Consider the following 12912-nt stretch of genomic DNA (forward strand, 5'->3'; position numbering starts at 1 on the left):
ATTTTCCCTCGCAGAGCAGTTGTTCCGGGGTTCTATTCTTTCAGGTCGATGTTCTTCGTGTCGGTGATGAGCATGCATCCCGGGGCGTGGGTGATGGCGAACGGTGGCTTGCTGTTCATGACGATGGACTGGGGCGTGACGCCGCACGCCCAGAACACGGGCACCTCGCCGTCGCGGATCTCCACCGGGTCGCCGAACTCGGGGTGGGCCAGGTCGCGCACGCCGATGGCCGCAGGGTTGCCGATGTGGATGGGCGCGCCATGCACCTTGGGGATGGCGCCGGAGATCTGCACCGCCTTCACCACCTGGTTATACGGGATGGGGCGCATCGACATGACCATGTTGCCGGACATGCTGCCGGCGGGCGTGCACGGCACGCCGGTGAGGTACATGGGCACGTTGCAGCCCATGGTGTTGTGCCGGATCTCGATGCCGGCCTCGATGAGCTCGCTCTCGAACGAGAACGAGCAGCCGATGACGAACGACACCAGGTCGTCGCGCCAGTAGTCCTCGACGTTCTCCACCTCGGCTGTCAGCTGGCCGTGCTCGTAGATGCGATAGCGCGGGAAGTCGGTGGCGATGTCACAGTCGGTGGCGCAGATGGTGGCCTCGCGCGCGCCCGTCTCGGTGACCTCGAGCAGCGGGCAAGGCTTGGGGTTGCGCTGCGCGAACAGCAGGAAGTCGTAGGCCTGCTCGCGCGGCAGCACGATGAGGTTCGCCTGCGCATAGCCGGGGCACAGGCCGCTCGTCGGCGCCGTGAACGCGCCCGAGCGGATCAGCCGACGCGCCTCCACCGGCGACGCGGCAAGCATCTGGGCCCAAACCTCGTCGGCAACGCCCTCGGGCTTGGCAGGTTCCGGAGCATTCAACATGGCAGAACTCCCTTCTCGATAACTGCCCCCATTATCGCACGCCGCGCAGGCGATGAGGAGTGCTGGACGAAATCGGAGGCTATGGCAAGATCTGCTGCATCTGAAGCAGCAAAAATACCGCTCCGAACATCATAACCCCAGATCGCGCTCTGCTGCGCTCCTTCGCATCATGCCATAGCGCAAGATCTCTTCCATGACATGGAAAGTCATATATAAAAGCCGGTGCCGCACGGGCCCCGGCAGCCCCGTACCCTACACCTCGCCCTTCATGAAGCGGTCGATGAAGCTGGTGTCCGCCGCGCCGGCGGCGAACGTCTCGTTCTCCATGATGGCGTACTGGAAGTCCAGGTTCGTCTTCACGCCCACCACCACCATCTCCTCCAGCGCGGTGCGCATCTTGGCGATGGCCTCGGTGCGGTCGCGGCCGTGCACGATGATCTTGGCTATCATGGAATCGTAGTAGGGCGAGATCTCGTAGCCGTCGAAGGCAGCCGTGTCCACGCGCACGCCGTTGCCGCCGGGCAGGTGCATCTGGGAGATGGTGCCGGGCGACGGCAGGAAGCCGCGCTCGGGCTGCTCGGCGTTCACGCGGCACTCGATGGCGTGGCCGCGATACGTGATGTCGTCCTGCGTGAACGTGAGCGGGTCGCCCGCCGCCACGCGGATCATCTCCTGCACGATGTCGGTGCCCGTGACCATCTCGGTCACGGAATGCTCCACCTGCACGCGCGTGTTCATTTCCATGAAGTAGTAGTTCATCTGGTCGTCCAGCAGGAACTCTATCGTGCCGGCCGACGTGTAGCCCACGGCCTGCGCCGCGCGCACGGCAGCGTCCAGCATCTCGGCGCGCACCTCCGCGGACAGCGCGGGGGAGGGGCTCTCCTCGATCATCTTCTGGTGGTTGCGCTGCACGGAGCAGTCGCGCTCGCCCAGTGCCACCACGGTGCCGTACGTGTCGGCGATGACCTGCACCTCCACGTGGCGCGGGTTCAGCACGCAGCGCTCCAGGTACATGGTGTTGTCGCCGAACGCGCCCACGCTCTCGCGCTGCGCGATGGAGAACTGCTCGCAGAAGTCGTCCTCGGACAGGCTCACGCGCATGCCCTTGCCGCCGCCGCCCGACGACGCCTTGATCATGATGGGCCAGCCCACGGCACGCGCCTTCGCAAGCGCCTCCTCTGGCGCATGCACCGGCTCCTTCGTGCCGGGCACCACGGGCACGCCGGCCTCCATCATGGTCTTGCGGGCCTGGCTCTTGTTACCCATGCGGTCGATGACCTCGGGCGCGGGGCCTATGAACACGATGTCGTTCTCGCGGCACAGCTTCGCGAACGTGGAGTTCTCGGACAAGAAGCCGTAGCCCGGATGGATGGCTTGCGCGCCGGTGCCCTTCGCGGCGGACAGGATGGCGGCGATGTTCAGGTACGAGTCGCGCGCCGCGGGCGGCCCGATGCACACGCTCTCGTCGGCCAGGTACACGTGCAGCGCATGCTTGTCGGCCGTGGAGTACACGGCCACGGTCTTGATGTTCATGGCGCGGCACGCGCGGATGATGCGCACGGCTATCTCGCCGCGGTTCGCTATGAGGATCTTCTCGAACATGGCAGCCCTCGCGCCCTAGCGCGCTTCTGCGGTGGCGATGCGGAACAGCGGCTGGTCGTACTCCACCTGCGTCCCGTTGGCGGCCAGCACTTCCACCACCACGCCGGGGGCGGGCGCCGTTATCTCGTTCATCATCTTCATGGCCTCCACAATGGCCATGGTCTGGCCGGAGAGCACCTCTTGGCCCACCTTGACGAACGGGTCCTCGTCGGGGCTGGGCGACAGGTAGAACATGCCCACCATGGGACTGCGCACCAGCAGCGAGTCCTTGTCCACGTCCTCGAGCGCCGCGGCCTCGTGGCTCTCGGTCTTGCCGGCCAGAAGCGCGCTCACGCGGTCGGCCATGAGCGGCAGGGCCGACGACGGCAGCGGTCCGTGGCTGCGCTCCAGCTCGATCTTCGTCTCGCCGTCGTCCACGCGCAGGGCCGTGAGCTCGGCCTTGTCCATGATGGCGATGAGTTCTTCGATGGCTTTCGTGTCCATGGTGGCTCTCCTTGCACTTCTCTAGGCGGTGCGGCCGTTGCCGCGGCTCGCGGTCTGCGGGGCGTTGTCGGCGCCCGCCTTCTCGTCGGGGGTCTTCTCGTATTACAGCGCGTTGCGGCTCCCCACCCGCTCGGCGCGGTTCGCGCGGTCGATCCACAGCGTGTCGGCCTGCGTCTTCGCTGCTTGGCGCTCCAAGATGGGCGTGAGGCGGCGGGCCGTGCGGCGGGGCGATATGCCGTCGGCGCTGGGACGGCGCACCTTCAGCGCCAGCATCTCGAACTGGCGGGCCTCCTGGCGCAGCAGCTCTTGGGCCTGCTGGACCGTCACGGGTTCGAAGCGCACGCGGCTTCCCGGCGGGCGCTGCACGAGCTTCGGTATGTCCACGGTGGCGATGGTGCCGATCTTCGCGTACCCGCCGGTGGTCTGGCGGTCGGCCAGCATGACGATGGGCCGCCCGTGCGAGGGCACCTGCACGGCGCCGAACGCGATGCCGTCCGAAATGATGTCAGACCCGTTCCTCGTCTCGATCTCCGGGCCGTCCAGGCGGTATCCCATGCGGTCGCACTTAGCGGTGGTGGTGTAGGTTTGGCTGTAGAATGCCTCGATGCCCTCTTCGGTGAACAGGTCCTCCTGCGGCCCGGGCACCACGCGCACGAGCACCTCGTCATTTGCGAAGCCGTAGAAGGCGTCATCGTTGCCCGCATCGAGGCGGTGCGAGCCTAAATTCGGCAGGAAGTCCACGCCCTTGGTGACGAACGGGAGGTAGTCGCCCGTCATGAGCGTGCGCCCCTTCCAGCCGCCGAACTCGCACTTCAGGTTCGTGGAGCGGCTGCCCATGATCTCGGGTATGCGCACGCTGCCGCCCGCGATGGCCAGGTAGCCGTAGCAGCCCGTCTTCGCGGCGCCGAAGCGCAGGATGGAGCCTCGCTTCACCATGAGGGCCGTGTAGCGCGGGGCGGGCTCCCCGTCGATGGTTGCGCCGAAGTCGGCGCCCGTGATGGCGATGATCGTCTTGGTGGTGAAGCGCAAAAGGGGGCCGGCCAGCGCGAACTCCAGCACGGGGGCGTTCGGGTCGTTCTCTACCAGCAAGTTGGCAATGACGTAGGCGCGGCGGTCCATAACGCCGTTCGTGGAAAAGCCGCTGCCTTGGTAGCCGAAGCGGCCGTTGTCTTGGATCGACGTGTACACGCCGGGTTTTCTGACGACGAGGCCCATGCTATTCGTCCTCCACGAAGATCTGGTACTCGTAGGTGTTGGCTGCGAGCTGCTGTTCTATGGCGGCGTACTCGTCGGCTGTGATGGGCACGAAACGCAGGTACTCGCCGGCCGCGTACAGAATGGGCTCGGTGCGGTCCGGGTCGTAAGGGCGCAGCGGCGTGCGGCCGATGATCTGCCAGCCGCCGGGCGAGGCCAGCGGGTAGATGCCCGTCTGCGCGCCCCCGATGCCCACGCTGCCGGGCTCGATGCGCGTGCGCGGCGTGGCGAGACGCGGCGTGTGCAGGCGCTCGTCGAGGCCGCCCAGGTACGCGAATCCGGGCAGGAATCCCAGCATGTCTATGAGGTAATCGTGCGCGGTGTGGATGTTCACGACCTCCTGCGGGGTGAGCCCGGCATGCGCGGCCACGTTGGCCAGGTCGGGACCGTACTCGCCGCCGTAGCACACGGGTATCTGCACGATCTTGCGCACGGAGAGGTCGGCCTCGCCCACGTCGCGCAGCTTCCCGCGCAGGCGTGCGGACAGCTCGTCGAACGTGACCGCCAGGGGGTTGTAGTACACCATGAGCGAGCAGAACGTGGGCACGAGCTCGGTGATGCCCTCGATGGGGTCGGCAGTGAGGTTCTCCGCGGCCAGGCGGATCATCGCGCTCGTCTCCGGGGAGATCGCGTGTGCGAACTCCAGGTTGAGCGCCGAATCGCCGGCGATGGTGATGCTGAATCCCGCCATGTGGTTCCGTTTCTCGTCCGTTGGACCGCTGCTGCGCGATTGCAGGGGTTCGGTCGCATCGCCGCACGACCGCAGGGGCCCGGTACCGGCATCGCCCACCGGTACGCATCGATGGCTCTGCCCATCAATGCTACACTTATCTATCGGTTATCTCGATAGGATTGTAGCATATATGGAAAAAGCACTGTTTCTTGCGGCGTTCTTCTTTGCCTACACCGTGCAGGCGGTCACGGGTTTTGCCGGCAACATATTCGCCATGCCTGTGGGCACCACGCTCTTGGGGTTGAGCCCCACCGTATCTATCTTGAACGCGATGGGCTTCTTCGCCTGCGGCCTCTTGGCCGTGCTGAACATCAAGCACGTGAACTGGCGCGAGTTCGGCAAGATCATCGCCGTCATGATCGTGTTCATGGTGGTGGGCATCTGGCTGGATACGCTCATGCCGCTGCATGTGCTGCTGAAGATATACGGCGCCGTGATCGTGTTCATCGGCGCGAAGAACCTCATCTTCACCCGCCAGAAGTTCCTGCCGGAGTGGGCGCTGTGGATCATCCTGGCGCTGGCGGGCCTCATCCAAGGCATGTTCGTGTCGGGCGGCGCGCTGCTGGTGATTTACGCCGTGCAGAAGCTGCGCGACCAGCAGGAGTTCCGCATCACGCTCTCTCTCATCTGGACGGTGCTGAACTTCATCTACGCGTGCATCGCGTTCCAGCAAGGGCACTTCACGGGCGACGTCGTGCAGATCATCGTCATGTGCATCCCATTGGCCATCGTGGCCACCGTGCTGGGCAACAAGCTGCAGAAGAAGATCAGCCGCGAGAAGTTCCTGAAGCTCACGTACGTGCTGCTGCTGTTCATCGGCGTGGTGCTGCTGGTGACGTCATAGGCCCGCCACGGTTCTGGCCGACGGGTGACCTTTCGGGCGGACGGGGGCTCGGTTTCGTTTTGCTTGGAGCATGAGTCATCTTTCGCAACATTATTCATGAATAATATAGCTATGCATATTCATCTCGGATAACTATTGTTCTTTGAACATTATATGAATAATAGATCGCATGCGGGGAACAAGACTATAGTGTCAACGTCAACCACAGAGAGAGACGATGAACCGAAAGAAGGAACCCCTCATGACCGAAGCAACCAAGACCCTGGCGCAGCTGAAGAAGGCCAGCAAGCTCACGCGCCTCGCGTTCCACAAGAACGGCCCGAAAAGCTACAAGCGCGGCCAGGGCGCCCTGCTGAACGCCCTGCTGGCGAACGACGGCACCACGCAGCGCGAGTTGGTGAAGACCATGGGTATGGACCGCGGCGACCTCAAGGGCATCGTGAAGAAGGCCGAGCGCAACGGCTACGTGACCATCGAGGACTGCGACGCGAAGCACACCTATGCCGTGAAGCTGACCGACGAGGGCCGCAAGGTGGCCGAGAAGCGCGTGGCCGCCAACGACAAGACGGCCGAGGATATCCTCGACTGCCTGTCCGCCGACGAGGTGGCCCAGCTGAACGCCCTTACCGAGAAGCTCATCCTGTCTTGCAAGGACAAGGGCATCAACGGCAAGAAGAAGGGCCGCAAAGCCCACAGCTGCCACTGCTGCTAGCGCTCGAGGGAAGGGCCCGGTGCGTGGAGCATCGGGCCCTTCCTGCGCTGCATGCCGTCCCGTGCATCGCGATCGTCTGTTGCTGCCGCAGGCGCCCTACTTGCAGTACGCGCCGCGGGATCCGGACGGCAGCTGGGCTTCCGGGCAGGGCCGATGCGTTGGTTCGGCATCTCCTCCTGCTCGCATTCCGCTGCTGCGACTGCAACCGCGCGCTTATCGATTCCGTTGCCGAAACGGCGTGCGCTGGGGGTTCACGGACGGGGATCGGAACCGGTACAATAGGGGCAAGGCGAGGCAAGGAGCATCCATGGCGCAGTACCAACGCATCTTCGCAGCACTCGACGGCGCATCCACGCAGAAGGCGGTGGCCCAGCGGGCTGTGGCGCTCGCGGCCGACAACGGGGCGCGGCTCCTGTTCGGCCACGTGGTAGACTCGGTTCCCAACGAGGCGAACGGGGCCGACTATGAAGCCCTGTGCGCGGAAGACGTCATGCGCATCGAGGACGAGCTCGCCGACGAGCTTCGCGCGGTGCGCGAGAACCCCGCCATCCCGTCCGTCGACGTGCAGGTGCGCGCGGGGCGCGTGGCCGAAACGCTGGCCGAGCAGCTTATCGAGCCCTTCGCGCCCGATTTGGTAGTGTGCGGCGAGCGCGGGCTCTCCAACATCAAGTACGTGTTCGTGGGCAGCGTGTCCACCTACCTCATCCGCAACCTGCGCTGCGACGTGCTGGTGGTTAAGCAGGCAGGGGCATAATCCGATGCGGATCGGCCCCGGCTCCCTACCTTGTTTTCCATCTTTGCTTTAATGGTTGCACTTGCTGGTTTCGCTCGGTGAAAAGGCGTAAAATGGCACGTTGATTTAGCGGTGCCCGCGGATGTGGCGTCGGAGCGTTCGATGGGCGGAGGCAGAGAGAAGCTCGCGATGACGCACGTTCCCGATCGTCCGGCCCCTTCGTCGCTCGTGAGCGAGGGCGACAGCGTTCTTGTGGACACGCTTCGCCTGAGCGTGAGCAAGCACAAGGTTGATGAGCACTTCACGCTCGTGTGGGCCAACCGCTACTACTACGACTTCATCGGCTATCCCAAAGACGAGTACGAGGCGCTGTTTCATAATCGGCCCGATCTCTACTTCGCGGACAATCCCGAGGACTTTGCCGTCATTGCCGAGCATGTGACGGAGGCTTTCGAGAAGAACACGGGTGGATACGAGTGCATCGCCGGGCTGAACGTGAAGGGCGGCCATAAATGGGTGAAATTCGCCTCGACGTTCCTCGACGAGTACGTGGACGGCTACCAGCTGTCCTACACCACCATGACCGACGTGACCGACCTGGTGGAGGCGCGGCAACATCTGGAGGAAGCGAACGAGGAGCTGGAACGGCTCGCGTTCGTTGACCCCGTGACGGAGGGCTTCAACCAAACGCGGTTCGACCTGACCGCCCGCCATGCCATCGACCGGGCCGAGCCGGGGGCCTACGCCCTGGTGGCGCTGGATCTGAAGAAGTTCAAGCTGCTCAACGAGATACAGGGCACGGAAAGCGGCGACATGGTGCTGCGTTATGTGTACGATTGCCTGCGCGCGCATCTCGACGGGGACGAATGCGTGGGCCGCATCAACGCCGACGCCTTCAACGTGCTCATGCGCAACGAGGACCAGCAGGCCGTGTACGAGCGCATCGGCGGCATGGTCCAGGACGTCAACCGCTTCAACGTGGATGCGGAGCGGCCGTACTTCCTCTCGTTCACGGTGGGCGTGTACCCCATCGACGACACGAGCCTGCCCATGACGCTTGTGCGCGACCGGGCGAACGTCGCGCGCGGCTCCAGCAAGGAAGCGTCGAATGCGCGCCATTTCACCTGCGTGTTCTACAGCGATGTCGACCGCCAGAATTTGCTGTCCGAGCAGGACATGGAGAACCGCATGCACGGCGCGCTCGAGCGGGGCGAGTTCGTGGCATACTTCCAGCCCAAGCAACGCCTGGCCGACGGCTCCATCGGGGGTGCCGAGGCGCTCGTGAGGTGGATCGACCCGGCGCGCGGTCTCGTGCCGCCCGACGACTTCGTGCCGTACTTCGAGCGCAACGGCTTCATCATCAACGTTGACCTGTGCGTGTTCGAGCAGGTGTGCGCCCTGCTGGCCTCGTGGATCGAGCAGGGGCGGCAGCCGGTGCCCATCTCGGTGAACATGTCCCGCGCGCACCTGCGCGAGCAGGATTTTCTCACCCCCTACGAGCAGATCCGCGCACGCTACGGCGTGCCGGCATCGCTCATCGAGTTCGAATTGACCGAGACGTTGGTGTTCGGCGATCCCGAGACGTTCATGGGCGTTATCGACCTGCTGCACGCGCGCGGTTACCGCTGCTCGCTCGACGACTTCGGCAGCGGGTACTCGTCGCTCAACGTGCTGAAGGACGTGGACATAGACACGATGAAGCTCGACCGCGCGTTCTTCTCGGCCGGCGACGATGCCGGCCAGCGCGAATGGGACGTGGTGGAGTCGGTGGTGGACCTGGCGAAGAAGCTGGATTTGGGCACGGTGGCCGAAGGCGTCGAGGAACCCGGTCAGGCGGCTCGCCTGCGCGCCATCAACTGCGATATGCTGCAGGGCTACGTGTTCTCACGTCCCGTACCGGTGGCCGAGTTCGAGCAGATGCTGTTCGGCGCGTAAGCGGGTGTGCAGCGCCCGACGCGCTGGCATGCTGTTCGTCGGGCAGCCGCCGCCGGATTCCCGCTGTGCGCGGCCGGTGGACGCGTGCTAAGCGCGCGCGGCGGCCGCCTTGCGGTTGACGACGCGCTTGAACATGATCACGAGCAGCACCAGCCCCACGCCCACCATGATATGGCCGATGCCCGCAATCCCGGACAGGGCCGCGTCGGGCAGCGGCAGGACCGTGCCCGTCACCTGCGCCACCCCGCGCACGAGCATCATGCCAGCCGTGATGACCAGCCCGATGTTGTATACGAGGTAGAACGGCTTGAACAGCCGGTCGCCGGTGAAGTCGCTGGCGAGGGCGAACAGCGTGGCGATAAGGAACACGAGGAAGCCGAGCGCCAGCAGGTGCGGATGCATGAACCCGAGCGCGGTCTGCCCGGCGAAGCCGGAGAGCTTCGTGAACTCGCGGAAGAACACGCCGGCGGCCGCACCGGCAATGAGGTAGACGAGGGCCGTGTTGATGAGGCGCTTCATATGATTCCTTTCTAATAGCAATATATGAACGTTGTTCATCATGAGAGTTCGTCCAGGGGGATGCAAGGCTTTCGGGCAAACTGTTCCGAAGTTGCGATTCGGCAACCGGGTAGCCCGCCGACCGTGCGACCGTGCAATCAGGTGAAAGTGCGACCAATCGCCGGGCGCATTGCACGACCGGGTATTCAGGGCGAGGGCCCGGCCGGGCAGGCACGCCCCCGGCCGGGCGGTGCACGCGCCGCTGGTCTTGCGCGCCGTTCGTTGTGCTACCCTGTTCATCATCTAAAACAAGCGGCAAGACGAGGACGTGGTGCATATGGTGAACGAGAGGATGTACGGGCTGGGAGCGGAGCCGAGCGCGATTCGCGAGCTGTTCGCGTACGGCATGGCGCGCAAGGCGGAGATCGGCGCCGACAGCGTGTTCGACTTCAGCATCGGGAACCCTAGCGTGCCCGCGCCCGACGCCGTGAAGCAGGCGGTGCTCGAGCTCATGGAGGAGGAGCCGAGCGCGCTGCACGGCTACTCGCCGGCGGCTGGCGACCCGCGCGTGCGGGCCGCGGTGGCCGACCATATCCGCCGCCGCTTCGACGTGCCGGCCTCGCCCGACCAGGTGTACCTGACGGCGGGTGCCGCGGCGGGCCTGGCCATCTCCATCTGCGCCGTCACGGAGCCGGGCGACGAGGTGGTCGTCATCGCGCCGTTCTTCCCCGAGTACCAGGTGTGGATAGAGACCGCCGGCTGCACGCGCGTGGAGGTGCCGGCGCACGTGCCCGACTTCCAGCTTGACATCGATGCGCTGGACGCGGCCATCGGACCCGCAACGGCCGCCGTCATCATCAACTCGCCGAACAACCCGGTGGGCGCCGTGTACACGCGCGAGAACCTGGAGGCCCTCGCCGCGCTGCTGGCGCGCAAGGAGGCCGAGCTGGGACGCAAGATCTACGTCATCAGCGACGAGCCGTACCGCGAGATCACCTACGGCGCCGAGGTTCCCTACGTGCCGTGCGTGTGGCCGCGCACCATCGTATGCTACTCGTACTCGAAGTCGTTCTCGTTGCCGGGCGAGCGTATCGGCTATATCTACGTGTCCGACCTCATGGACGATGCGGCCGAGGTGTCCACGGCCGTGGCAGGCGCGGGACGCGCGCTCGGGTTCATATGCGCGCCGGTGCTGTTCCAGCGCGTGATTGCCGCCTGTATCGACGAGCCGAGCGACGTGGCGTCCTACGCCGAGAACCGCCGCCTGCTTACCGAGGGCCTGGGCGCGCTGGGCTACGAGTTCGTGGAGCCCGACGGCGCGTTCTACCTGTGGGTGCGCGCGCTTGAGGACGACGCCCAGGCGTTCAGCGACCGCGCGAAGGCCCATGAGCTCCTGCTGGTGCCCTCCGACAGCTTCGGCGTGCCCGGCTGGGTGCGCGTGAGCTACTGCGTTTCGCGCGCCACCATCGAGCGCTCGATGCCCGCGTTCAAGGCGCTCATGGAGGAGTACCGGGGGTAGGGGCTCCCAACTTCGCGCGCAACGAAGCGACGGCGGCCGGAGGGCCGCCGTCGCTTCGTTGCGGGGTATGCCGCCACGGCATAGAGCGTTCGGCAAAACCGCATTTCCCCTATGCGCTGGTCAGAACCTACACTGCGAGCAACGTCAAGTAGGCGGCGATCGACAGGAGGAGAACATGCTGACGGTATCGGAGCACGTGTACGACGAGGCGACGGGCATCGACCACTACGTATTCGAGCCTGGGGCCATGAAGGCGCAGGTAAAGGTGACTGAAACGAACGGCGAGCCCCAGGTGCTCCTCGGTGTGGAGGGCATGGCCGTCCAGCAAAGCGTTTCGGAGCCCACGTGGACGGTTTGCATGAACAAGGAGATTGTCGAGCGGGCGCTTGCCGATTATCGCGAACGCCGGATGTGAGAATCTGGCTGTTGGATCTTTAGAGCAAGGGGCGCGCCGTTATCGCAACGGCGCGCCCCTTGTCATAGTGCTCGGCTTTCGCCATTCGCGCGGAGCGCTTCCTGGGCCGTGTAATAGTCGGATGCTCCCTGTGGCTTGCCGATAGCCCCGCGCCTCATGTTGTGCAAATAGGGTTCATGGCACGAAGGGCACGCGGCTGCGCCTGGCTTGACGGGTTCGCCGCATGAGGAGCAGGTGAGCTCAAGTTTGAGGGAGAATATCCCGCATTTGTTGCAGTGGTTGCACGGGTAGCAGGGCATGGCAATTCCTAACAGTGTTCGCGCTCGGCAAGGTCGGCTTCCATGAAGTCGATGAAGCGATCGAGCGCCGGGTTGAGGTTCCCTATGTGGTACAGGGCCGAAAGGGGAAACGAGGTCGCCTCGCCGGTGAGCTCGATCACGCGGCATGACGAGGGGAGCCCCGCTTCGATGCGCTTCACGAAGTTGACCCCGGCGATGAGCACGTCGTTGCCGATGGTCGACGAGAGCGTGAGAAGATCGGTCAGGCGCATGGAGTACCTTCGCCGTGTTTTCGGTGCGAACCCGTTGAGCAGGCAGGCCCGCTCGATAAACCGCCATGCCTCGCTGACGTGCGCGCCCTCTATCCTGACCAGCGTCTCGTGGCGAAGATCCTCGATGTCGATGGATGCGCGGTTTGCGAAGGGGTGGCCGGCGTCGACGATGGCGGCCCATGGGCAACGGCCCACGATCACGGCCCCCACGGTGTCGTCATCGAGCTCGCTGGGTTCGAAGTAATCGAAGGCGACGTCGATGGAGCCGGCCTTGACGAAGTCGATGGGCCGTTTATGGTGGCAGCTTCGAACCTGGATGAAGCCGGTGCCGTACTCGCTTTCCGCAGAGGTGATGAAGCGTCCGAGCAGGGCCATCACGACCGTCTCGTCGGTGAGTCCCGTCACGGAAAGGCGTGCCGGCGCCTCGCTCTTTATGCGGCGTGCCTCCTCGTAGAACATGCTCTGCGCATCGAGGATCTTGTATGCAAAGGGGAGCAGCGCATTGCCGGCCTCGGTGAGGCGCATGGCAGATCCCGTCCGCTCGAACAGCGACAAGCGCAGTTCCTTCTCGAACGAGATGATGTGCTTGCTCAGCGTTGGCTGGGACATGTTGAGCATGCGGGCTGTTTCCGTGATGTTCAGCCTCTTGGCCAGCTCGACGAACTCGTTGAAGGCGCTGATATCCAAAGCCGACTCGCCCCCTGTTATAACCACCGAGGTCAACGATGTGTTTTCGATCTATGAGATTCCCTTTTCCACCTC

The 12912-nt window shown here is 64.6% G+C and carries 13 protein-coding genes; 6 read left to right on the plus strand and 7 right to left on the minus strand.

The window, feature by feature from the left end; genetic code table 11:
• Window positions 1-32: 32 nt before the first annotated feature.
• The 5 genes from BN3560_RS08165 to pxpB form a co-directional block, all read right to left on the minus strand.
• A complete protein-coding gene (locus BN3560_RS08165; RefSeq protein WP_096227671.1) occupies window positions 33-872 on the minus strand; it encodes a putative hydro-lyase in 840 nt (279 codons plus the stop codon).
• Between the two features lie 252 nt (window positions 873-1124).
• Window positions 1125-2474 carry an acetyl-CoA carboxylase biotin carboxylase subunit gene (gene accC, locus BN3560_RS08170; protein ID WP_087191741.1) on the minus strand — a complete coding sequence of 450 codons (1350 nt, stop codon included), beginning with the start codon at window positions 2472-2474 and terminating at the stop codon, window positions 1125-1127.
• A gap of 15 nt (window positions 2475-2489) precedes the next feature.
• Complete coding sequence (accB, locus tag BN3560_RS08175; protein WP_087191742.1) at window positions 2490-2957, minus strand: acetyl-CoA carboxylase biotin carboxyl carrier protein; 468 nt, start codon at window positions 2955-2957, stop codon at window positions 2490-2492.
• Between the two features lie 102 nt (window positions 2958-3059).
• Window positions 3060-4172, minus strand: coding sequence for a 5-oxoprolinase subunit C family protein (locus tag BN3560_RS08180; RefSeq protein WP_096227672.1), 1113 nt, complete (start codon window positions 4170-4172; stop codon window positions 3060-3062).
• A 1-nt stretch (window position 4173) separates the two neighbouring features.
• Window positions 4174-4902 (minus strand): 5-oxoprolinase subunit PxpB, encoded by a 729-nt coding sequence (pxpB, locus tag BN3560_RS08185; RefSeq protein WP_096227673.1) that lies wholly within the window; start codon window positions 4900-4902, stop codon window positions 4174-4176.
• 172 nt (window positions 4903-5074) lie between these two features.
• Between pxpB and BN3560_RS08190 the strand changes: the two genes are divergently transcribed.
• From BN3560_RS08190 to BN3560_RS08205, 4 genes are all read left to right on the plus strand, one after another.
• Entirely contained in the window at window positions 5075-5788 is a 714-nt protein-coding gene (locus BN3560_RS08190) for a sulfite exporter TauE/SafE family protein (protein WP_087191745.1), read from the plus strand.
• A gap of 241 nt (window positions 5789-6029) precedes the next feature.
• On the plus strand, window positions 6030-6500 hold the full coding sequence (locus BN3560_RS08195; RefSeq protein WP_096227674.1) for a MarR family winged helix-turn-helix transcriptional regulator: 471 nt from the start codon (window positions 6030-6032) through the stop codon (window positions 6498-6500).
• Window positions 6501-6807: 307 nt separating this feature from the next.
• A complete protein-coding gene (locus BN3560_RS08200) occupies window positions 6808-7254 on the plus strand; it encodes a universal stress protein (RefSeq protein ID WP_096227675.1) in 447 nt (148 codons plus the stop codon).
• A 141-nt stretch (window positions 7255-7395) separates the two neighbouring features.
• A complete protein-coding gene (locus tag BN3560_RS08205) occupies window positions 7396-9168 on the plus strand; it encodes a sensor domain-containing protein (RefSeq protein ID WP_206670906.1) in 1773 nt (590 codons plus the stop codon).
• A gap of 87 nt (window positions 9169-9255) precedes the next feature.
• Here the strand turns inward: BN3560_RS08205 and BN3560_RS08210 are convergent, their stop codons facing one another.
• Window positions 9256-9687, minus strand: coding sequence for a DUF2871 domain-containing protein (locus tag BN3560_RS08210; RefSeq protein ID WP_096227677.1), 432 nt, complete (start codon window positions 9685-9687; stop codon window positions 9256-9258).
• Window positions 9688-10003: 316 nt separating this feature from the next.
• On the opposite strand from BN3560_RS08210, the gene BN3560_RS08215 reads away from it, so the two are divergent.
• Together BN3560_RS08215 and BN3560_RS08220 are read left to right on the plus strand one after the other, a co-directional pair.
• On the plus strand, window positions 10004-11185 hold the full coding sequence (locus BN3560_RS08215; RefSeq protein ID WP_015540026.1) for a pyridoxal phosphate-dependent aminotransferase: 1182 nt from the start codon (window positions 10004-10006) through the stop codon (window positions 11183-11185).
• A 175-nt stretch (window positions 11186-11360) separates the two neighbouring features.
• Window positions 11361-11600 (plus strand): hypothetical protein, encoded by a 240-nt coding sequence (locus BN3560_RS08220; protein WP_015540025.1) that lies wholly within the window; start codon window positions 11361-11363, stop codon window positions 11598-11600.
• A gap of 307 nt (window positions 11601-11907) precedes the next feature.
• On the opposite strand, the gene BN3560_RS08225 is transcribed toward BN3560_RS08220, so the two are convergent.
• Complete coding sequence (locus tag BN3560_RS08225) at window positions 11908-12837, minus strand: LysR family transcriptional regulator (RefSeq protein WP_049784142.1); 930 nt, start codon at window positions 12835-12837, stop codon at window positions 11908-11910.
• Between the last annotated feature and the right edge of the window lie 75 nt (window positions 12838-12912).

Origin of the sequence: Gordonibacter urolithinfaciens (genome assembly GCF_900199375.1) — a bacterium.
GTDB lineage: Bacteria > Actinomycetota > Coriobacteriia > Coriobacteriales > Eggerthellaceae > Gordonibacter > Gordonibacter urolithinfaciens.